The following is a 19,807-nucleotide window of genomic DNA, read 5'->3' as shown; positions in this document are numbered from 1 at the left end:
ACCTGCGGGTCAGCAGTCCCGCAGGCCGGTGAGTCCGCAGGTCGGTGGTCAGTGGGTCAGTGGGCGTTACGTACGTTGAGTGCGCGGCGCAGGTCGTCGATCTGGTCGGTGAGTTTGCGGTGCAGGGCGGGGATGAGGGCCTGGTCGTCGAGGGCCTGTTCGCCGAGGTGGAGGTTCTCGGCGTCGACGGCGTACGCCGGGAAGGCGTAGCGTCCCGCGGCGTCCGCGATGGCGGGGCCCCGGCGGGCGGCGAGTGCGGTCGCCTCGGGGTAGTAGCGGGTCACGTAGTCGCGTACGAGGTCGGCCTGTTCGGGATGCCAGAAGCCCTGGGCGACGGCGGTGAAGAGGTAGTTGGAGAGGCTGTCGTCGTTGAACATGGCGTGCCAGGCGGTGGCCTTGGCCTCGGGGGTGGGGAGGGCGGCGCGGCAGCGGGCGGCGCCTTCCTGTCCGGTGGCGCTGGGGTCCTGTTCGAGTTCGGCGGCGATGGTGGTTTCGTCGATGGCGCCGAGGACGGCGAGGCGGGTGAGGACGCGCCAGCGCAGTTCGGGGTCGAGTTCGGGTCCGCCGGGGACGGTGCCGTTGCTGAGCCAGTCGTGGATGGTGTCGGGCTGGGTCGCGGCGTCGATGAGGTGGCGTACGGCGATGAGGCGGAGGCCGGGGTTGTGGCCGTCCTCGGTGCGGCGGATGAGGTCGCGGCACAGGGCGGTGAGGATGGCGAGGGCTGCGGGGCGCTTCTCGGGGCTTGTGTAGCGGCCGGCGACGTGGGTGGCGGCGAAGGCGAGTACGCCTTCGGCGAGGGCCAGGTCGGTCTCGTGCGGCAGGTGGGTGCGGGCCGCTTCGAGGTAGGTGGCGGGGGCGAGTTCGCCGTCGCGGACCATGTCGCGGGCGGTGTTCCAGATGACGGCGCGGGTCAGTGCGTCGGGGATGCCGGAGAGACCGGCGACGACGGTTTCCCAGGACCGGGCGTCGAGGCGGACCTTGGCGTAGCTGAGGTCGCCGTCGTTGAGGACGAGGAGTGCGGGGCGGTTGCCGGGGCGTGCTTCGGATGTGCCGTTCAGGGGGACGTCGATCTCGAACCGGTCGCGCAGGACGAGCCGTTCGGTGCCGGTGATCGTGTCCGGGGCGTGGTCGTAGGCGCCGACGGCGATGCGGTGGGGGCGGGTGCCCTTGTGGTCGATGCCGAGGGTCCAGTTGCCGTCGGACTCCGCGATGCGGGGGGTGAGGGTGTCGACGCCGGTGGTGCGCAGCCAGGCGTCGGCCCAGGCGTGGACGTCGCGGTCGGTGGCCGATGCGAGGTTGTCGATGAAGTCGGCGAGGGTGGCGTTGGCGAACTTGTGGCGGGCGAAGTGGGTGTTGATGCCGGCCAGGAAGTCCTTCTCGCCGAGCCAGGCGACGAGTTGGCGCAGGGCGGAGGCGCCCTTGGCGTATGAGATGCCGTCGAAGTTGAGCATGGCGGACGCGGTGTCGGGGACGGCGGCCGGGTCGGGTGCGACGGGGTGGGTGGAGGGGCGCTGGTCGGCGTCGTAGCCCCAGCCCTTGCGGGCGACGCCGAAGTCGACCCAGGTGTCGGTGAAGCGGGTGGCTTCGGCGAGGGTCTGGTAGCCCATGTACTCGGCGAAGGACTCGTTGAGCCAGATGTCGTCCCACCAGGCGAGGGTGACGAGGTCGCCGAACCACATGTGGGCCATCTCGTGGGCGATGACCATGCCGCGGGTCTGGCGTTCGGTGTCGGTGACGGCGGAGCGGTAGATGAACTCGTCGCGGAAGGTGACGAGTCCGGGGTTCTCCATGGCGCCGGCGTTGAACTCGGGGACGAATGCCTGGTCGTAGGAGTCGAAGGGGTAGGGCTCGTCGAACTTCTCGTGGAAGCGGTCGAAGCAGGCCCGGGTGATGTCGAGGATCTCGTCGGCGTCCGTGTCGAGGTACGGGGCCAGGGAGCGGCGGCAGTGGATGCCGAAGGGCAGTCCGGCGTGTTCGGTGGTCACGGAGTGCCAGGGGCCGGCGGCGACGGCGACGAGGTAGGTGGAGATCAGTGGGGTGGCGGCCAGGGCCCAGTGGCCGTCGCCGCGGTGTTCGGCGACGGCGTTGCCGAGGACGGTCCAGCCTTCGGGGGCGGTGACGGTGAGTTCGAAGACGGACTTGAGGTCGGGCTGGTCGAACGCGGCGAAGACGCGCTGGACGTCTTCCATGAAGAGCTGGGTGTAGACGTACGTCTCGCCGTCGGTCGGGTCGGTGAAGCGGTGCATGCCTTCGCCGGTGCGGGAGTAGCGCATGGCGGCGTCGATGTGCAGTTCGTGGGTGCCGGCGGTGAGTGCGGTGAGGGGGAAGCGGTTCTCGACGAGGTCGGCGGGGTCCAGGGGCTGTCCGTCGAGGCTGATCGAGCGCAGGGTGGCCGGCTTGAGTTCGACGAATGTGTCTCCGGCTGCGGCTGCGGTGAACTGGATGACGGTGGTGGAGTCGAAGGTCTCCTCCCCCGCAGTCAGATCGAGGTCGATCGTGTACCGGTGTACGTCGAGGAACTGGGCTCGGGTCTGCGCTTCGTCGCGCGTCAGTACGGACATGTGTCCATGCTGCCGTACGCGGTGGGCGGAGCGCAGTCGGGTTCTCCCACGGCTGAGCGGCTGTCCGGCGGGGGGGGCTGGTGGTCATCCCTGGTCGCCTCGGAAGTTGTGGTATTCGTCGTTCATGAGGTCCCAGAAGGACCGGTACCGGACCGCTCCGGGCAGCCAGTGGGCGAAGTACCAGGCTTCCCATTCGCCGTCGGGGGTGACGACGCGCGGGTTGAGCAGGTAGACGTCCGATGCGTCGGGGGCGTGGCTGATCTTGAGCATGTCGTTCAGGTATTCGGTCCTGATGGTGCAGGGTTGTTGCTCGTCGCCGTAGGCGTAGTAGTCCTCGTCGGGTACGTCGTTTGGTTCCCCGCTGCCGGACCAGCCCTCGATCAGCTCCGGGTCGAGGTCCTTGGCCCAGCCGATCTCCGGGACGGGCAGGAGTCGCCGGATCGCGGTCGTCGTGTCGAGCCAGCCGTTGCTGGTCCGCAGGAACCCCCGGTAGCTCGGCGGGAGTACGGTGCCCAGGCGGGCTTCGAGCCCGGCGAGTTCCTCCGGTGTCGCGCCCGCCGATCCCAGCCAGCGTGCTGTACGCGCTGGAGGCGGGCGGGCACGACAACGTGACGGTGGCGCTCGTCCCCGTCCTGCCCGGCCGGCCGGGTGTGCCGGTGGTCGGGCCGTAGAGGAGTGTTGGCAGGGCCGTGCAACCGTACGGGCGGCTGTCGCGTCCCGCGTTGGGACGGGTGCTGAGCCCGGTGCCGGGCGGGAGTGTCGGAGCGGATGGGGCGGGCGGTGTCCGAAGCGGTGCGGGGTGCGGACGGGGTGTGGGGGGCGGACGGGGCGCAGCAGGCGGCCGGGCAGGGGGCCGGGGGCTCCGGTGGTGGGCGGCGGTGGGTTGTGGGGGTCGCGCCGTGGGGTGTGGCCGCGGGTGCGGTCGCCTGGTGTCTCGCGGGAAGCTGGCGGGCCGCGCACACGCAGAACTATCCCTGGAATGTGTGGATCCCGGTCGGTTACGGGGCGGTCAAGGGTGTGTTCCTGGGGCTGCTGGCGGGTTGGTGTGCCGTGGTGGTGCTCCGGTTCGTCCCGGTGGACCGGTGGCGGGCGGGTGGCGGGGCGGCGGCGCGGTTCGCGGGGCTCGTGTTCGCCGGGGGGCTGCTGGGCGGTCTGGTGCCCGGGACCCTGCGGGATTTCCTGGGTGAGCCGCAGCCGCGGACCCAGTACTACTTCGACGGGCCGAGGCCGGAATCGGAGTGGTACTGGCGGCCGTTGCTGTCCGAGTGGCTGACGTACACGGTGCTGCCGGCGCTCGGTTGTGCGGTGCTGCTGGCTGTGGGTGCTCTGGTTTCGGCCCGGTGCTCGCGCCGTGAGCGGTTCGGCTGGGTGGTGCCGGCCCTGGTGGGGGCGGGTCTGCTGTTCCTGCCCGACTGGGCGGCTTCCGGGGCGCCCGAGCCCGTGGGCAGCGGTGATCACGTCAACGAGTCGGCGGGGGCCGGGCTCGTGGTGCTGGCGACGGGGCTCGGGCTGCTGGTGAGTGCCTGGGTGGTGCGGTCGGGTCGCGGGTCGCGTCGGCCGGTGGGTCGTCCGTCCCCGGCGCTCACGCCTGCGCGTTCGTCGCCGACTCCTCCGCGATCCGCTCGTGGTGGCGGATGACCTCCGCCACGATGAAGTTCAGCAGCTTCTCGGCGAAGGCCGGATCCAGGTGCGCGCTCTCCGCCAGTTGCCGCAGCCGTTCGATCTGCCTGCTCTCGCGGGCCGGGTCGGCCGGGGGGAGCTGGTGGGCGGCCTTGAGGTGGCCGACCTGCTGGGTGCACTTGAAGCGCTCGGCGAGCATGTGGACAACAGCGGCGTCAATGTTGTCGATGCTCTCGCGCAGCCGGTTCAGTTCCGCGCTCACGGACTCGTCGATGTCCCTGGTGGTCATGGTCAGCGAGCTTAGACGGCCGGGCCCGGCGGGGTGATCGTCGGTGGGTGCTCCGGGTCCGGAATCCGGTCGCTCCAGCCGCCGGGTACGTTGCGGCCCTGCTGTTCGCGGAAGCGGACCGGGGCGGTGCCGACCCGGCGGGCGAAGAGGCGCGAGAAGTACGCCGGGTCGTCGTAGCCGACGCGTCGGGCGACGGCGGCGACCGGCAGGTCGGTGGCGGCGAGGAGCTCCTTGGCGCGGCCGAGCCGGATGCCGAGGAGGTAGTCCTTGGGGCTGCACCCGGCGCCCCGGCGTACCGCCGTGCGCAGTTCGGCGGGGGTCATGCCGTGCCGGGCCGCGTGCTCGGCGACGGACATTGGCTGGAAGGCGTCGCGGGCCAGGGCCTGGAGTACGGGGTCGCCGTCGGGGCTGACATCGGCGCGGGCCCGGCGCAGGGTGACGAGGAGTTCGTGGACGGCGGCGCCGGTCTCGACCTCCAGCAGGGGGTTGCCGCGCCGTGCCGCGCGGACGATCCGTCCGATCGCGGCGCGGGGGCCGGCCGTGTCGGCGAGGGGGACGAGCGGGCGGTCGGGCTCGATGTAGCCGAGTTCGGTGTAGGTGGCGGTGGCGGGGCCGGTGAAGTCGACGAAGCTCTCGTCCCAGCCGGTGCCCGGATCGGCGCCGTAGTGGTGCGGGGTGCCGGGGGTCAGCCAGATCAGGCTGGGGGCGGTGACGGGCACCCGGCGGCCGTCGGGTGCGGTGAACCAGCCGCTGCCGGAGTTGATGACGACGGCCACGTGGTGGTCCAGGGTGCGTGGGCCGACGGTCGGCAGTGCGCCGTGCTGGAGGCCCACGCCCAGGCAGACGAGGCCCAGCCGGTGGTGGAGCGGGGTGGGGGTGAAGAAACGCATCCAGGTGTGGTACATCGGCTTCCCTTCCTCCCCTTTTTCTTGCATCGATCCGATTTCTCGCATTGGTCCGAACCGTCGGTCGTCGCGTTCATCGCGCTGGTCCGAACAATTGTGTCCAAACAGCAGTGATCTTTGTCCATGGACCGGCCGGACGCCAGGGGGTGAAGCTGGTGGCAACATTCCTCCCGGGTTCGCCCGCTCCGTGGTGCGTGCTGTCGTACGGGCCCGGACCGTGCGGTTCCGGGGGCCGCACGCACAGGAGAGTACGAGCACGATGGCTGACTTCACCGTGGGGGACGACCACTTCCGGATCGACGGGAAGCCCGTACGGCTGCTGTCGGGGGCCCTGCACTACTTCCGGGTGCACGAGGCGCAGTGGGATCACCGGCTGTCGATGCTGCGCGCCATGGGGCTCAACTGTGTCGAGACGTATGTGCCGTGGAATCTCCATGAGCCGCGGCCCGGCCGGTTCCGGGACGTGGCGGCGCTCGGCCGGTTCCTGGACGCGGCGCAGCGGGCCGGGCTGTGGGCGATCGTCCGGCCGGGGCCGTACATCTGTGCCGAGTGGGAGAACGGTGGTCTGCCGGTCTGGGTGACGGGGCGGTTCGGCCGGCGGGTGCGGTCGCGTGACGAGGAGTATCTGGGTGCCGTGGAGCGGTGGTTCGATGTGCTGCTGCCGCAGGTGGTGCAGCGGCAGATCGGGCGCGGCGGTCCGGTGATCATGGTCCAGGCGGAGAACGAGTACGGGAGTTTCGGCTCCGATCAGGTCTATCTGCGGCGGGTGGCCGGGATGCTGCGTGAGCGTGGGGTGACGGTGCCGCTGTTCACGTCCGACGGGCCTGAGGACCACATGCTGACGGGCGGTTCGGTGCCGGGGCTGCTGGCCACGGCGAACTTCGGCTCGGGTGCGCGCGAGGCGTTCGAGGTGCTGCGCCGCCATCAGCCGAAGGGGCCGCTGATGTGCATGGAGTTCTGGTGCGGGTGGTTCGAGCACTGGGGTGCGGAGCCGATCGTGCGGAAGCCGGCCCAGGCCACCGAGGCGCTGCGGGAGATCCTGGAGTGCGGGGCGTCGGTGAACATCTACATGGCGCACGGGGGGACGAACTTCGCGGGGTGGGCGGGGGCGAACCGGTCCGGTCCGGTCCAGGACCAGGACTTCCTGCCGACGGTGACGTCGTACGACTACGACGCGCCGATCGACGAGTACGGCCGTCCCACGGAGAAGTTCCGGCTGTTCCGTGAGGTGCTCGCCGAGTACGCGGACGGGCCGCTTCCGGAGCTTCCGCCGGAGCCGGCCGGGCTGGCGGTTCCGGTGCGGGCCGGTCTGACGGAGTGGGCGCCGCTGGATGCCGTGCTGGAGGCGCTGGGCGACGAGGAGGCGGCGCCGTCCGGTGTTCCGCCGACCTTCGAGGAGCTGGGGGTCGACCGGGGTCTGGTGCGCTACCGGGTGGGTGTGCCGGGTCCGCGCCGGCCCTACGAGCTGAGTGTGACGGGGCTCCGGGACCGGGCCGTGGTGTATGTGGACGGGATCCGGGAGGGTGTGCTGACCGAGGAGAAATGCGCCCTGGACGAGCCGGTGGCCGGGCCCGCGGAGGTCGAGCTGTGGGTGGAGTCGCTGGGCCGGGTCAATTACGGGCCGCGGCTCGGTGAGCCCAAGGGGATCACGGGCGGGGTGCGGCACGAGCGGCAGTATCTGCACGGGGTGCGGGCGCGGGCGCTGCGGCTGGAGGCGTTCGAGGGGCCGGACGCGCTGGCCGGGGTGGCGTTCGGCAGTGCCGAGGGGGCCGGGCCCACCGGGCTGTTCCGGGGGACCTTCGAGGTCTCCGGGGTGGCCGGTACCGGGCATGCGGGGCTCGAACTGCCGGACTGGACGCGTGGGTTCGTCTGGGTCAATGGCTTCTGCCTGGGGCGCTACTGGTCGTTGGGTGCGCAGCGGACGCTGTACGTGCCGGGGCCGGTGCTGCGGGAGGGTGTCAACGAGGTGTGGGTGCTGGAGCTGGAGGGCGCGGGCGCGCCGTACGCGGAGCTGGGTCCGGGGGTGCCCGTCCGGACGGGCACCCCCGGGGATGTTCAGGTGTGACGTGCGGAACCGGCCGGGGTCGGGGTCAGAGCGTGGCCGCGGCGGACGCGATGTTGGCGGCGAACGTCGAGACCTCGCTGTACACGCCGGGGTAGCCGGGTTCGGCGCAGCCCTGGCCCCAGCTGACGATGCCCACCTGGATCCAGGCTCCGGCGTTGTCCTTGCGGAACATGGGGCCGCCGGAGTCGCCCTGGCAGGTGTCGACGCCGCCGGTGTCGATCAGTCCGGCGCAGATCTCGTCGCCGGGGATGAGGTCGCTGCCGTACGCGGCCTGGCACTCGGCGTCGGAGACGAACGGCACGGTGGCCTTGAGCAGGTAGCGCTGCTGGGCGCCGCCCTCGGTGGCCGCGCCCCAGCCGGCGATGTTGAAGTCGCCGTTGTTGTACGCGGTGGTGGTGGCGATCTTCAGGGTCGGCAGGTCGATGGGCTTGGCGAGCTTGATGAGCGCCCAGTCCTTGCCCGCGCCGTTGTAGCCGGGGGCCTGGAGGACCTTGGTGGACTTGACCTTGATCGCGCTGGTGGACTGCAGGTCGACGACGCCCGCGGTGGCGGTGATGGAGGTGTTGTTGCCCGATCCGTCCACGCAGTGTGCGGCGGTCAGGACGATGTCCTTGGCGTAGAGGGCGCCGCCGCAGCCCATCGACAGCCGGACCATGAACGGGAATTCGCCCTGGGCGGCGCGGGTTCCGCCGACGACCGGCTGGGGGGCGGCGGAGGCCCCGGCGGGCTGGAGGCTGACGGCCGCGAGGACGACGGCGGCTATGACGGAACATCTCTTCACGGCACGCAGAAGCTGCTTCAAGAGACTGCCTTCTTTCGTGGGGGGGGGTGCTTGTGGGGGGTACTTGTGGGGAGTGCCTGCGCCCGGGCCGGGTGCCGTCCGGTGGTGCGGCACAGCACCGCACTGCTGGTCATGCTCCCGACAAAGGCGTGATTCGGATTATCGGGAAATGATCACGGCGCCCACAAGGATCACTTTCCGGCCAAGATCACCTGCACCGCAGCGGCTACAGTGAAAGCCGGTCGGTCCTCGCGGACAGGGGTGGGACATGGCGGACGACGGCCGGAGCACCGGCAGTCCGGTGGTCCACGGCTTCCCGCACCTCGAAACGGTCCGGTCCGCGATCACCGCGCTGTACCGGCGGCTGTCGTACGACGGTGTCCGCGGCTACGCCACGAGCCTCGCCCCCGTCGACGCCGCCTTCTCCGACCAGGACGACCTGTATCTCGGCACCCAGCGGGTGGCACGGTCGGTGGTCCAGCACCTGCATCTGCCGGACGCCCGCATGATCGTCGCCTTCCGTGCGATGGAGCACGCCGCCGGGGTCGAACTGACGGCCGGACCCGAGTACTTCGTCGAACTCAACGACCGCTTCCGCACCCATCGCAGGGACATCGGCGCCGCACTCTCGCACGAGGTCACCCATGTGCTGCTGCACCGCCTCGGCCTGGAGTTCCCCGGTACGCGGGACAACGAGATCCTCACCGACACCGTGACCACGTACCTGGGCGCGGGGTGGCTGCTGCTCGACGCCTTCCGCGAGGACGGGGTGTCCAGCCAGAGGCTCGGCTACCTCACCCCGGAGGAGTTCGGATACGTGCTCGCCAAACGGGCGCTGGCCTTCGACGAGGACCCGTCGCCGTGGTTCACCAGCCCCCAGGCGTACACGGCGTACGAGAAGGGGCGCGCGCGGGCGCTCCAGGACGTCCGGCAGCCGCCCCTCGCGGCCGCCGGATGGGCGGGCCGCCGCCGCTACGCCAGGGACCGGCGGCACGCCCGGGACCGCCCGGACACGCCCCCGGCCCCCGATGCCCCGTACGCCTTCGGGAACGGGCCGCAGGGGCTCCGGGTCTCCTTCGCCTGCCCCGTCTGCCACCAGCGCGTCCGCGTTCCGGTGCGCGGGCGGGTGCGGGCCCGCTGCGGGCTGTGCCGTACGGTCCTGGACTGCGAGACCTGAACCGGGCGGGAGTGCGGCGCAGTCTCCCGCGACGGCGCACGGAGCAGGACCTTCGTCCGGGTCAGTCCGTTGTGCGGGGGGAGTCGTCGGCCGCTGTCCGCGAGCGGCGCGACGGACGGTCCGGCGGGGGTCCGGCGATGGGGCAATGGGTTCCGGTGTAGATCGTCGGCATGCACTTGTTGCAGTGGATGCACAGGGAGCGCACCTCCGGCTGCTCCCTCATGCGGTTCACCAGGTCCGGTTCGCGCAGCAGGGCGCGGGCCATGGCCACGTACTCGAAGCCCTCCGCCATGGCCTGCTCGACGGTCGCCCGGCCGGTGATGCCGCCGAGCAGGATCAGCGGGAGGCTCAGCGCGGCCCTGAACTGACGCGCCGAGGGCAGCAGGAACGCCTCTTCGTAGGGGTAGGAGCGCAGGAATCTGCCACCGGCCAGGCGTATGCCCAGACGTGCCGGGTGGGGGAAGGCCGCGGCGAACTCGGTGAGCGGCGCGTCGCCGCGGAACAGATACATCGGATTGAACAGAGAGCTCCCGGCGGTCAGTTCGAGGGCGTCGACCGTGCCGTCCTCCTGGAGCCGACGGGCGACCTGGAGGCTTTCGTCGAGCCAGAAACCTCCGGGCACCCCGTCGTCCATGTTGAGCTTGGCGGTGATCGCGACGGTGTCGCCGACCTCGTCGCGAACGGCGCGGGCGATGCCGAGGGCGACCTTGGCACGGTTGGCGAGGCTGCCCCCGTAGGCGTCGTCGCGGTGGTTGAGGCGGCGGCTGAGGAACGAACTGGCCAGGTAGTTGTGGCCGAAGTGCAGTTCGACCGCGTCGAATCCGGACTCGACGGCCAGCCGGGCGGCCGTGGCATGGGCGCGGACGACCCGGGCGATGTCCTCGGCGGTCGCCGCCCGTGTCATCCGCATGCCGAGCGGGCTGAGGAACCGTCCGGGGGCGAGTGCCGGAAGCCGGTTGGAACGCGCGTCGGCGACCGGGCCCGCGTGGCCGAGCTGGGCGCTGATCGCGGCCCCCTCGCGGTGCACGGCATCGGTGAGCCGGCGCAGCCCCGGCACCGCCTCGGGGCGCATCCAGATCTGACGGCGCTCGGTGCGGCCCTCGGGGGAGACGGCGCAGTACGCGACGGTGGTCATGGCCACGCCGCCGGCGGCGGGCCGGCGGTGGTACGCGATCAGCTCGTCGGTGACCAGGCTGTCGGGTGTCACGCCCTCGAAGGTGGCGGACCTGATGACGCGGTTGCGGAGGGTGAGGGGCCCCAGGCGGGCGGGCGCGAAGGGGTCCGGTGCGGTCGGTACGGGGGCGGGGGACTGTGAAGGCATGCCGGTCTCCGGTCTGTGCGACGACGGTGGGCGTGAACGACGGGGCCGGGCGGGGCCGACGGCAGGCTCCGGCAAGGCCAGGAGCACGAACACCCGCGGGGCGGACGACGACCCGGCGGCCGGGGACGCGAACACCCACGGACGGACGACGACCCGACAGTCCGGGACACGAACACCCGCGGGGCGAACGCAACCCGACAGCCGGGGACGCGACAGCACGTCGGCCGCAGCGGGGCCGGAACGCGATCGGCGGCGGCCGACCTACCGCGCCCCGTACACCGGCTGCGCCGGCTCCGCCTCCGCGAGCAGCTTCCGTACCGCCTCCCCCGCCTCCGCCGGCGCCCACCGTGCGCCCCGGTCCGCGGTGGGGCCGGGCCGCCAGCCCTCCATGACCGTGATCCGACCGGCCTCCGCCTCGAAGACCCGTCCGGTCACCCCGTCGCTCGCGGCCGAGCCGAGCCACACCACCAGCGGGGACACGTTCTCCGGGGCCATCGCGTCGAACTCCCCCTCCCCCGGGGCGGCCATCGTCTCGGCGAACGTCTGCTCGGTCATCCGTGTCCGGGCCGCCGGGGCGATCGCGTTGACCTGGACCCCGTACCGGGCCATCTCCTCCGCGGCGACCAGGGTCAGGCCGACGATCCCGGCCTTCGCGGCGGAGTAGTTGCCCTGGCCGACGCTGCCGAGCAGCCCGGCGCCGGAGCTGGTGTTGATCACCCGGGCGACCGGTGCGTGGCCCGCCTTCGCCTCGGCCCGCCAGTGCGCGGCCGCGTGCCGCAGTGGCAGGAAGTGGCCCTTGAGATGGACCCGCATCACGGCGTCCCAGTCGTCCTCGTCCAGGTTCACCAGCATCCGGTCGCGCAGGAACCCCGCGTTGTTGACCAGGGTGTCCAGCCGTCCGAAGCTCTCCAGCGCTGCCGCGACCAGCGAGGCGGCCCCTTCCGTCGTGGCGACGTCGCCCCCGTGGGCGACCGCCTCGCCGCCCGCCGCCACGATCTCGTCCACCACCTGCCGGGCCGGGCCGGCGGAGCCGCCGTCGCCGCCTGGGCCGACGCCCAGATCGTTGACGACCACCTTCGCGCCCTCGGCGGCGAAGGCGAGCGCATGGGCCCGGCCGAGCCCGCGCCCCGCACCCGTCACGACCACCACGCGGCCGTCGCACAGACCAGTCATCGCTCGTCTCCCTACTCGTCCCCTTATTGGCGATGCGGGGGCAGGCTGCTACCTTCCACACCTAACAAATGTTTGGTGGAAAGGTAGCTGATTCGCTCATGGGTGTCTCCACCACAAGTCCCGGCAAGGGCATCCGGCTCGTCACCGTCGACCACCCGCCCGTCAACGCGCTTCCTGTGCGGGGCTGGTACGACCTCGCCGACGCACTCCGCGAGGCGGGCCGTGACCCTGAGGTCCGCTGCATAGTGCTGGCCGCCGCCGGACGGGGATTCAACGCGGGCGTCGACATCAAGGAGATGCAGCGCGACACCGGGCACGAGGCCCTGATCGGCGCCAACCGGGGCTGTTACGAGGCGTTCGCCGCCGTCTACGAGTGCGAGGTCCCGGTCGTCGCCGCGGTCAACGGCTTCTGCCTCGGCGGCGGCATCGGCCTCGTGGGCAACGCGGACGCGATCGTGGCGAGCGACGACGCCACGTTCGGCCTTCCCGAGCTGGACCGGGGCGCGCTCGGCGCGGCGACCCATCTGGCCCGGCTGGTGCCCCAGCACCTGATGCGCGCGCTCTACTACACCTCGCGCACCGCGACCGCCGCCGAACTGCACGCCCACGGCTCGGTCTGGAAGGTCGTACCGCGCGACGAGCTCCTCGGTGCGGCACTGGAACTGGCGGGCGAGATAGCCCGCAAGGACGGGTATCTGATCCGGCTGGCCAAGGCCGCCATCAACGGCATCGACCCGGTGGACGTACGCCGCAGCTACCGCTTCGAGCAGGGCTTCACCTTCGAGGCCAACCTCAGCGGGGTGGCCGACCGCGTCCGCGAGACGTTCGGCAAGGAGGCATGACCATGACCGACAAGACGATGACGGCCGACGACGTGGTCTCCCGGCTCAGCAGCGGGATGACGATCGGGATCGGCGGCTGGGGCTCGCGCCGCAAACCCATGGCGCTGGTGCGGGCGCTGCTGCGCTCCGAGGTCACCGACCTCACCGTGATCTCGTACGGCGGCCCCGACGTGGGGCTGCTCGCCGCCGCCGGCCGGATCCGGAAGCTGGTCGCGGCCTTCGTCACGCTCGACTCGATCCCGCTCGAACCGCATTTCAGGGCGGCCCGCCAGCGCGGCGCGTTCGAACTGATGGAGATCGACGAGGCCATGTTCATGTGGGGGCTGCACGCCGCCGCGAACCGGCTGCCGTTCCTTCCGGTGCGCGCCGGCCTCGGCTCCGACGTGATGCGGGTCAACCCGGACCTGCGCACGGTGACTTCGCCGTACGAGGACGGCGAGGAGTTCGTCGCGATGCCCGCGCTGCGGATGGACGCCGCACTGGTCCACCTGAACCGCGCGGACCGGTTCGGCAACGGCCAGTACCTCGGTCCCGACCCGTACTTCGACGACCTGTTCTGCGAGGCCGCGGACGCCGCGTACATGTCCTGCGAGCGCCTCGTGGACACGGCCGAGCTGACCGGGGACGCCTCCCCGCAGACCCTCCTCGTCAAACGGCACTCCGTCACCGGCGTCGTCGAGACCCCGAACGGCGCGCACTTCACCTCCTGCGTGCCCGACCGTCCGCGCGACGAGGCGTTCCAGAAGGCGTACGCGACCGCCGCCGCCGACCCCGAGGCCTGGGCGGCCTTCAGCGAGCGCTTCCTGCCCGCCGGGGGCGACGAGAAGAGCTACCAGTCGGCCGTCCGGACCTGGCACGAGGAGCAGAAATGACCACGCAGAACGCGAACACGACCGCGAACCCGGCCGCGATCACCCGGGCCGAGTACTGCGTGATCGCCTGCGCCGACACCTGGCGCGACAACGGCGAGGTGCTCGCCAGCCCGATGGGCATCGTCCCGTCCGTCGGCGCCCGGCTCGCCAGGCGCACCTTCTCGCCCGATCTGCTGCTCACCGACGGCGAGGCGCTGCTCGTCGCCCCGGACGGCACGACGGAGGGCTGGCTGCCCTACCGCCAGCACCTCGCCATGGTCACCGGCGGCAGGCGCCACGTGATGATGGGGGCGAGCCAGATCGACCGGTTCGGCAACCAGAACATCTCCTGCATCGGCGACTGGGAACAGCCGGCCCGCCAGCTGCTCGGCGTGCGCGGCGCCCCGGTCAACACCCTGAACAACCCGGTCAGTTACTGGATCCCCAAGCACTCCCCCCGGGTCTTCGTCGAGCGCGTCGACATGATCTGCGGGGTCGGTTACGACAGTGCCGCCGCGGCCGGTCCGTCGGCCGGCCGCTACCACCGCATCCCGCGCGTGGTGAGCGATCTCGGCGTCTTCGACTTCGCGACCCCGGACCGCTCCATGCGCCTGGCCTCGCTGCACCCCGGCGTCACCGTCGGCCAGATCCGCGAGGCCACCGGTTTCGCGCTCACGATCGCGGACGACGTCCCGCACACCCGGGAGCCGACCGCCGGGGAACTGTCCCTGATCCGCGAGGTCATCGACCCGCAGGGCACCCGGAACCGGGAGGTCAGGGTCTGATGCGGACGGCGCTCACGGAGCTCGTCGGCGTCCGCCACCCCATCGTCCAGACCGGCATGGGCTGGGTCGCGGGCCCCCGTCTGGTCTCCGCCACGGCCCGCGCCGGCGCCCTCGGCATCCTGGCCTCCGCGACGATGACCACCGAGCAGCTGCGGGCGGCGGTGCGGGAGGTCAAGTCCCGTACGGACGAGCCGTTCGGCGTCAATCTGCGTGCCGACGCGGGCGACGCCCGCGAACGGGTGCGGATCGTCATCGACGAGGGCGTGAGGGTGGCGTCCTTCGCGCTGGCCCCCTCGAAGGAGCTCATCGCCGAACTGAAGGACGCCGGGGTGGTCGTGATCCCGTCGGTCGGTGCCAGGCGGCATGCCGAGAAGGTCGCGGCGTGGGGCGCGGACGCGGTGATCGTGCAGGGCGGCGAGGGCGGCGGGCACACCGGTGAGGTGGCGACCACGGTGCTGCTGCCCCAGGTGGCCGACGCGGTGGACATCCCGGTGATCGCGGCGGGCGGCTTCCGCGACGGCCGGGGCCTGGTCGCTGCGCTGGCCTACGGGGCGGCGGGCATCGCGATGGGCACCCGGTTCCTGCTGACGTCGGACTCGACGGTGCCGGACGCGGTGAAGGCCCGGTACCTGGCGGCGGGCGTCAAGGACATCACGGTCACCAGGGCGGTGGACGGGCTCCCGCACCGGATGCTGCGCACGGAGATGGTCGCGGCGCTGGAGAACGCGGGCCGGGTCCGGGCCTTCGCCCAGGCGGTGCGCCGGGCGTCGGGTTTCCGGCGGATCTCCGGGATGGGCTGGTCCCGGATGGTGCGCGACGGTCTCGCGATGAAGCACGGCAAGGACCTGTCGTGGAGCCAGGTCCTGCTGGCGGCCAACACACCGATGCTGCTGAAGGCGTCCATGGTCGACGGCCGGACGGACCTGGGGGTGATGGCCTCGGGCCAGGTGGCGGGCCTGATCGAGGATCTGCCCAGCTGCGCGGAGCTGGTGGACCGGGTGATGGCCGAGGCCCGCGAGGCGCTGGGCGCGGTGGTCCGCGCGGAGGGCGCGGACGTGTAGGCGGCGGGTGCGGACGCGGCGAGGTCCTGTCGTCCTGCCTCGAACTGCCGTCGTACTGCCTCGTACTGCCGTCGTCGCCCGGAGGGCGGCAGTACGACGACACGGCCGAGGGGCGCTCGGATCTCTCCGGGCGCCCCTCGCCGTCTGCCGGTGCCTGCGTACGGCTACGCGGCCCTGCGGGTGCGGCCCGCCGCGCCGCTGCGGCCGGCCCCGGAGTGCCCGGCACCCGCGCCGCGCGGCTCGCCGTTGCCACGGCCGCCGCCCGAGCCCGAGCCCGCGCTTCGCGCGGAGCCGCCCGAGCCCGTGGAGCGGGAAGCGCCGCCCGTACCGCGGGCCTCGCCGCCGCCCTGGCCGGCGCCACCGCGCCGGCCGCGGCCGCGGCTGCCCGAGCGGAAGCCGGTGCCGCCCGCCGAGGTCCCGCCCGAACGCGTGCGCTGCTTCGGCGGGGTCGGCTGCGGGGTCTCGATGACGATCGCGATGCCCGAAGGCTCACGGGCCCCGGTGATCCGGGTGAGCTCCTCGTCGCTGGACTTGATCCGGGTGGTCTTCGGGGCGATGCCCGCGTCGGCCATCAGCCGGGTCATGTCCCGCTTCTCCTCGGGCAGCACCAGGGTGACGACGCTGCCGGACTCCCCGGCGCGCGCCGTGCGCCCGCCGCGGTGGAGGTAGTCCTTGTGGTCGGTCGGCGGGTCCACGTTCACGACCAGGTCGAGGTCGTCGACGTGGATGCCGCGGGCCGCCACGTTCGTCGCCACGAGCGCGGTGACCTGGCCGTTCTTGAACTGGTCCAGGGTCCGGTTGCGCTGCGGCTGCGAGCGTCCGCCGTGCAGGGCGGCGGCCCGTACGCCGCTGGCGAGCAGCCGCTTGGCGAACCGGTCGGCGGCGCGCTTGGTGTCGACGAACATGATCACCCGGCCCTCGCGGGCGGCGATCTTCGTGGCGACGGCCTTCTTGTCGGTCTCGTCGATCACATGGAGCACGTGGTGCTCCATGGTGGTGACGGCGCCGGCGGACGGGTCGACCGAGTGCACGACGGGGTCGGTCAGGAACATCTTGACCAGCCGGTCGATGTTCTTGTCGAGCGTCGCGGAGAACAACATCCGCTGGCCGTCGGGCTCGACCTGCTTGAGCAGGGCGACGACCTGCGGCATGAAGCCCATGTCGGCCATCTGGTCGGCCTCGTCGAGGACGGTGATGGCGACCTGGTCGAGGCGGCAGTCGCCGCGCTCGATGAGGTCCTTCAGCCGTCCGGGCGTGGCGACGAGCACCTCGGCACCGCGGCGCAGCGTGCCGGACTGCTTGGTGATCGACATGCCGCCGACGACGGTGGCCAGGCGCAGGTTCACGGATGTCGCGTACGGCGTCAGCGCGTCGGTGACCTGCTGGGCGAGCTCTCGGGTCGGGACCAGGACGAGCGCCAGCGGGGCCTTCGGCTCGGCGCGCCGGCCGGCGGTGCGTGCCAGCAGGGCGAGGCCGAAGGCGAGGGTCTTGCCGGAGCCGGTGCGGCCGCGGCCGAGGATGTCCCGGCCGGCGAGCGAGTTCGGCAGGGTGGCGCCCTGGATCGGGAACGGATCGGTGACGCCCTGCGCGGCAAGGGTCTTCAGCAGGGCTGCGGGCATGTCCAGCTCAGCGAACGCCGCTACGGCGGGCAGTGCGGGGGTCATGGTTTCGGGCAGGGCGAATTCGCCCTGCGGCGGCGTGGCCCTGCGACGGGGCGACGCCTTGCCGGATCCCTTGCCGGAACCCTTAGCGGTTGCCTTTGCCGGGGCCGTGCCGCGCCCCCTCGACGGGCGGTTGCGGGCGGGTCGGTCCTGGCGTTCGGAGCGGGTCATACGGAATTGCCCTCCTGGGGGATTCCTGAGGAGTCCTGGGGATTCCTGAGAACTGCGTGGGACTGCTGGGGACTGCGGGTGGGCCGCCGGGGCGCCGTGGGCGGGCGCGCTTGCTCCGGCATGCCCCTGGGACAGCACAAACCGGGGCCCGCACCTTCACGGTGCGGGCCCCGGCTGCGAGGTACGCGTCCGGCGATTAGGCCGGGACGATGTTCTCCGCCTGCGGGCCCTTCTGGCCCTGCGTGACGTCGAAGGAGACCTTCTGGCCCTCCTGGAGCTCACGGAAGCCCGAGGTGGCGATGTTGGAGTAGTGGGCGAAGACGTCGGCGCCGCCGCCGTCCTGCTCGATGAAGCCGAAGCCCTTTTCCGAGTTGAACCACTTCACGGTTCCAGTAGCCATGTCATTCTCCTAAAAGAGGTGCAGTGCCGGAAATCCGCACTTTACGAATTTCAAGTCGCCGCATTGAGCCCCATCCGGAGAAAGCCGGAAAACAATAATGCGCCTGAGGAAGCATTCCCGTCAGGCGCACATAAAGTTCATGGGTACCAAAACTGCAACTCGGCAACCGTAGCACGTTCCGTCGGCCCGCGGTGGGAACACGCCGCGTGGCCGGTCGGCGGATTTCGGTCCCGGCCCTTGCGGCAACTGGCCGGGGAGGGGTTCGAAAGGCCGCCGGAATCCTTGTCGCGACCGGTGTCGGAGCGGCCCGGCGGCCTCGTTCGGGCGGGGTCCGCGCTCAGAGCCGTTCGATGATCGTCACGTTCGCCTGGCCGCCGCCCTCGCACATGGTCTGGAGCCCGTAGCGCCCCCCGGTGCGCTCCAGCTCGTGCAGCAGGGTCGTCATCAATTTCGCACCGGTTGCGCCGAGCGGGTGACCGAGGGCGATCCCGCCGCCGTTGACATTGACCCGGTCGGGGTCGGCCCCGGTCTCCTTCAGCCAGGCCAGGACGACGGGGGCGAATGCCTCGTTGATCTCGACCAGGTCCATGTCGTCGATGGTCATTCCGGCTTTCTTGAGCGCGTACGCGGTGGCCGGGATCGGTGCCGACAGCATGCGGATCGGGTCCTCGCCGCGCACCGAGAGGTGGTGAACGCGGGCGCGCGGGGTGAGGCCGTGCTCGGCCACGGCCCGCTCGGAGGCGATGAGCACGGCGGCGGCGCCGTCGGAGATCTGTGAGGAGCAGGCGGCGGTGATCGTGCCGCCGTCCAGGACCGGCTCCAGCCCCGCCATCTTCTCCAGGGTGGTGTCGCGGCGCGGTCCCTCGTCGGTGGTGACGCCCGCGAGGGCGACGGTCTCGCGGGCGAAGCGGCCCTCGTCGATGGCGCGGATCGCGCGCCGGTGGGAGCGGAGCGCGAACTCCTCCATGTCGGACCGGCTGATGTCCCACTTCTCGGCGATCAGCTGGGCGCCGTGGAACTGGTTGACCGGTGCGTCGCCGTACCGGGCGCGCCAGCCCTCGCTGCCCGCGTACGGGCCCTCGGTCAGCCCGAGGGGTTCGGCGGCCTGGCGGGAGGCGAAGGCGATGGGGATCTGCGTCATGGACTGGGTGCCCCCCGCGACGACCAGGTCCTGGGTGCCGGAGAGGACGCCCTGGGCGGCGAAGTGCAGGGCCTGCTGGGAGGAGCCGCACTGGCGGTCGACGGTCACGCCGGGGACCTCCTCGGGCAGTCCGGCCGCCAGCCAGCAGGTGCGGGCGATGTCGCCGGCCTGGGGTCCGACGGTGTCGAGGCAGCCGAAGACCACGTCCTCGACGGCCGCCGGGTCGATCCCGGTGCGTCCGACGAGGGCCTTGAGGACGTGGGCGCCGAGGTCGGCGGGGTGGACGGCGCCGAGGCCGCCCCCGCGCCGGCCGACCGGGGTGCGTACCGCTTCGACTATGTATGCCTCGGCCATGACTGCTGCTCCTTGGTGAGCGCGGGTGGGGTCAGGTGTCGAGGGCGATGCCGTCCAGGACCATCGAGAGGTACTGGCGGGCGATCTCCTCGGGGCTGTGCAGTCCGCCCGGCCGGTACCAGGACGCCGCGACCCAGACCGTGTCGCGGACGAAGCGGTAGGTGAGGCGGATGTCCAGGTCGGCGCGGAAGCTGTGGTCGGCGACGCCGCGTTCCAGCGTGCCGAGCCAGGCCTTCTCGAACTTCTGCTGGGAGTCGGCGAGGTACTGGAAGCGCGGCTGGGTGGCCAGGTGCCTGGCTTCCTTCTGGTAGATGGCGACCGCGGCACGGTGCCGGTCGATCTCCCGGAAGGACTCGGTGACGAGCGCCTCGATGGTCTGCCTGGGGGCCAGCTGGGCGGCGAGCACCGTGTCGTACCCCTCCCAGAGTTCGCTGAGGAAGGTCGAGAGGATCTCGTCGAGCATCGATTCCTTGGAATCGAAGTGGTAGTAGAGGCTGCCCGCGAGCATCCCGGCCGCGTCCGCGATCTTGCGGACGGTGGTGGCGTTGTATCCCTGGGCGGCGAAGACCTCGGCGGCGGTGGCGAGCAGTTCGCGGCGCCGCTCGGGCGAGGGGGTCACCTGGGGCTTCTTCTTGGTAGGCACCCGACC

18 protein-coding genes are annotated in these 19,807 nt (G+C 71.8%); 7 read left to right on the top strand and 11 right to left on the bottom strand.

All coding sequences use genetic code 11. The features are described 5' to 3' along the window. Positions 1-56 precede the first annotated feature (56 nt). Together pepN and OHA19_RS29940 are read right to left on the bottom strand one after the other, a co-directional pair. Positions 57-2,561 carry an aminopeptidase N gene (pepN, locus tag OHA19_RS29945; protein ID WP_405711635.1) on the bottom strand — a complete coding sequence of 835 codons (2,505 nt, stop codon included), beginning with the start codon at positions 2,559-2,561 and terminating at the stop codon, positions 57-59. A gap of 84 nt (positions 2,562-2,645) precedes the next feature. Continuing rightward, positions 2,646-3,077, bottom strand: coding sequence for a hypothetical protein (locus OHA19_RS29940; RefSeq protein ID WP_405753327.1), 432 nt, complete (start codon positions 3,075-3,077; stop codon positions 2,646-2,648). 264 nt (positions 3,078-3,341) lie between these two features. Here OHA19_RS29940 and OHA19_RS29935 point away from each other — a divergent pair, with 264 nt between their 5' ends. Further along, positions 3,342-4,199, top strand: coding sequence for a hypothetical protein (locus tag OHA19_RS29935; protein WP_405711637.1), 858 nt, complete (start codon positions 3,342-3,344; stop codon positions 4,197-4,199). On the opposite strand, the gene OHA19_RS29930 is transcribed toward OHA19_RS29935, so the two are convergent. After that, complete coding sequence (locus OHA19_RS29930) at positions 4,144-4,470, bottom strand: chorismate mutase (protein ID WP_405711639.1); 327 nt, start codon at positions 4,468-4,470, stop codon at positions 4,144-4,146. The two genes, OHA19_RS29935 and OHA19_RS29930, sit on opposite strands and share 56 nt — an antisense overlap. An 11-nt stretch (positions 4,471-4,481) precedes the next feature. Continuing rightward, a complete protein-coding gene (locus OHA19_RS29925; RefSeq protein ID WP_405711641.1) occupies positions 4,482-5,375 on the bottom strand; it encodes a helix-turn-helix domain-containing protein in 894 nt (297 codons plus the stop codon). A gap of 259 nt (positions 5,376-5,634) precedes the next feature. Here OHA19_RS29925 and OHA19_RS29920 point away from each other — a divergent pair, with 259 nt between their 5' ends. Further along, positions 5,635-7,440 (top strand): glycoside hydrolase family 35 protein, encoded by a 1,806-nt coding sequence (locus tag OHA19_RS29920; protein ID WP_405711643.1) that lies wholly within the window; start codon positions 5,635-5,637, stop codon positions 7,438-7,440. Positions 7,441-7,465: 25 nt separating this feature from the next. On the opposite strand, the gene OHA19_RS29915 is transcribed toward OHA19_RS29920, so the two are convergent. Further along, positions 7,466-8,242, bottom strand: coding sequence for a S1 family peptidase (locus tag OHA19_RS29915; RefSeq protein WP_405711645.1), 777 nt, complete (start codon positions 8,240-8,242; stop codon positions 7,466-7,468). Between the two features lie 247 nt (positions 8,243-8,489). Here OHA19_RS29915 and OHA19_RS29910 point away from each other — a divergent pair, with 247 nt between their 5' ends. Next, positions 8,490-9,398, top strand: a complete 909-nt coding sequence (locus OHA19_RS29910; RefSeq protein WP_405711647.1) for a hypothetical protein — start codon at positions 8,490-8,492, stop codon at positions 9,396-9,398. Positions 9,399-9,459: 61 nt separating this feature from the next. Here the strand turns inward: OHA19_RS29910 and OHA19_RS29905 are convergent, their stop codons facing one another. Together OHA19_RS29905 and OHA19_RS29900 are read right to left on the bottom strand one after the other, a co-directional pair. Then, the gene (locus tag OHA19_RS29905) at positions 9,460-10,719 is read right to left on the bottom strand and encodes an NADH:flavin oxidoreductase (protein WP_405711649.1); all 1,260 of its coding nucleotides are present in this window, start codon (positions 10,717-10,719) and stop codon (positions 9,460-9,462) included. Between the two features lie 261 nt (positions 10,720-10,980). Next, a complete protein-coding gene (locus OHA19_RS29900) occupies positions 10,981-11,892 on the bottom strand; it encodes an SDR family oxidoreductase (RefSeq protein ID WP_405711651.1) in 912 nt (303 codons plus the stop codon). Positions 11,893-11,990: 98 nt separating this feature from the next. On the opposite strand from OHA19_RS29900, the gene OHA19_RS29895 reads away from it, so the two are divergent. The 4 genes from OHA19_RS29895 to OHA19_RS29880 are packed head-to-tail and all read left to right on the top strand — an operon-like array spanning position 11,991 to position 15,431. Then, positions 11,991-12,734, top strand: coding sequence for an enoyl-CoA hydratase family protein (locus tag OHA19_RS29895; RefSeq protein WP_405711653.1), 744 nt, complete (start codon positions 11,991-11,993; stop codon positions 12,732-12,734). A gap of 2 nt (positions 12,735-12,736) precedes the next feature. Then, positions 12,737-13,606: a CoA transferase subunit A gene (locus OHA19_RS29890; RefSeq protein ID WP_405711655.1), complete on the top strand. Its 870-nt coding sequence runs from the start codon at positions 12,737-12,739 to the stop codon at positions 13,604-13,606. Beyond that, the gene (locus tag OHA19_RS29885; RefSeq protein ID WP_405711657.1) at positions 13,603-14,370 is read left to right on the top strand and encodes a CoA-transferase subunit beta; all 768 of its coding nucleotides are present in this window, start codon (positions 13,603-13,605) and stop codon (positions 14,368-14,370) included. Before OHA19_RS29890 ends, OHA19_RS29885 begins: the two co-directional genes overlap by 4 nt. After that, entirely contained in the window at positions 14,370-15,431 is a 1,062-nt protein-coding gene (locus tag OHA19_RS29880) for an NAD(P)H-dependent flavin oxidoreductase (RefSeq protein WP_405711659.1), read from the top strand. Before OHA19_RS29885 ends, OHA19_RS29880 begins: the two co-directional genes overlap by 1 nt. Before the next feature lie 164 nt (positions 15,432-15,595). On the opposite strand, the gene OHA19_RS29875 is transcribed toward OHA19_RS29880, so the two are convergent. From OHA19_RS29875 to OHA19_RS29860, 4 genes are all read right to left on the bottom strand, one after another. After that, on the bottom strand, positions 15,596-17,263 hold the full coding sequence (locus tag OHA19_RS29875; RefSeq protein WP_405752244.1) for a DEAD/DEAH box helicase: 1,668 nt from the start codon (positions 17,261-17,263) through the stop codon (positions 15,596-15,598). A 196-nt stretch (positions 17,264-17,459) separates the two neighbouring features. Next, positions 17,460-17,663: a cold-shock protein gene (locus OHA19_RS29870; RefSeq protein ID WP_003969786.1), complete on the bottom strand. Its 204-nt coding sequence runs from the start codon at positions 17,661-17,663 to the stop codon at positions 17,460-17,462. A gap of 337 nt (positions 17,664-18,000) precedes the next feature. Next, positions 18,001-19,158, bottom strand: a complete 1,158-nt coding sequence (locus OHA19_RS29865) for an acetyl-CoA C-acetyltransferase (protein ID WP_405711663.1) — start codon at positions 19,156-19,158, stop codon at positions 18,001-18,003. A gap of 31 nt (positions 19,159-19,189) precedes the next feature. Further along, positions 19,190-19,801 (bottom strand): TetR/AcrR family transcriptional regulator, encoded by a 612-nt coding sequence (locus tag OHA19_RS29860; RefSeq protein WP_405711665.1) that lies wholly within the window; start codon positions 19,799-19,801, stop codon positions 19,190-19,192. Positions 19,802-19,807: the final 6 nt, after the last annotated feature.

This window comes from Streptomyces sp. NBC_00012 (genome assembly GCF_045040875.1).
GTDB lineage: Bacteria > Actinomycetota > Actinomycetes > Streptomycetales > Streptomycetaceae > Streptomyces.
The sequence above is the reverse complement of the archived record's forward strand: the minus strand, read 5'-3'. Positions and strand labels throughout refer to the sequence as shown.

Bases quoted from the DNA above. Each gene is read 5' to 3' on its own strand.
- pepN (WP_405711635.1), bottom strand. From the start codon at position 2,561: ATGTCCGTACTGACGCGCGACGAAGCGCAGACCCGAGCCCAGTTCCTC.
- OHA19_RS29930 (WP_405711639.1), bottom strand. From the start codon at position 4,470: ATGACCACCAGGGACATCGACGAGTCCGTGAGCGCGGAACTGAACCGG.
- OHA19_RS29925 (WP_405711641.1), bottom strand. From the start codon at position 5,375: ATGTACCACACCTGGATGCGTTTCTTCACCCCCACCCCGCTCCACCAC.
- OHA19_RS29920 (WP_405711643.1), top strand. From the start codon at position 5,635: ATGGCTGACTTCACCGTGGGGGACGACCACTTCCGGATCGACGGGAAG.
- OHA19_RS29910 (WP_405711647.1), top strand. From the start codon at position 8,490: ATGGCGGACGACGGCCGGAGCACCGGCAGTCCGGTGGTCCACGGCTTC.
- OHA19_RS29905 (WP_405711649.1), bottom strand. From the start codon at position 10,719: ATGCCTTCACAGTCCCCCGCCCCCGTACCGACCGCACCGGACCCCTTC.
- OHA19_RS29900 (WP_405711651.1), bottom strand. From the start codon at position 11,892: ATGACTGGTCTGTGCGACGGCCGCGTGGTGGTCGTGACGGGTGCGGGG.
- OHA19_RS29895 (WP_405711653.1), top strand. From the start codon at position 11,991: ATGGGTGTCTCCACCACAAGTCCCGGCAAGGGCATCCGGCTCGTCACC.
- OHA19_RS29890 (WP_405711655.1), top strand. From the start codon at position 12,737: ATGACCGACAAGACGATGACGGCCGACGACGTGGTCTCCCGGCTCAGC.
- OHA19_RS29885 (WP_405711657.1), top strand. From the start codon at position 13,603: ATGACCACGCAGAACGCGAACACGACCGCGAACCCGGCCGCGATCACC.
- OHA19_RS29880 (WP_405711659.1), top strand. From the start codon at position 14,370: ATGCGGACGGCGCTCACGGAGCTCGTCGGCGTCCGCCACCCCATCGTC.
- OHA19_RS29875 (WP_405752244.1), bottom strand. From the start codon at position 17,263: ATGACCCGCTCCGAACGCCAGGACCGACCCGCCCGCAACCGCCCGTCG.
- OHA19_RS29870 (WP_003969786.1), bottom strand. From the start codon at position 17,663: ATGGCTACTGGAACCGTGAAGTGGTTCAACTCGGAAAAGGGCTTCGGC.
- OHA19_RS29865 (WP_405711663.1), bottom strand. From the start codon at position 19,158: ATGGCCGAGGCATACATAGTCGAAGCGGTACGCACCCCGGTCGGCCGG.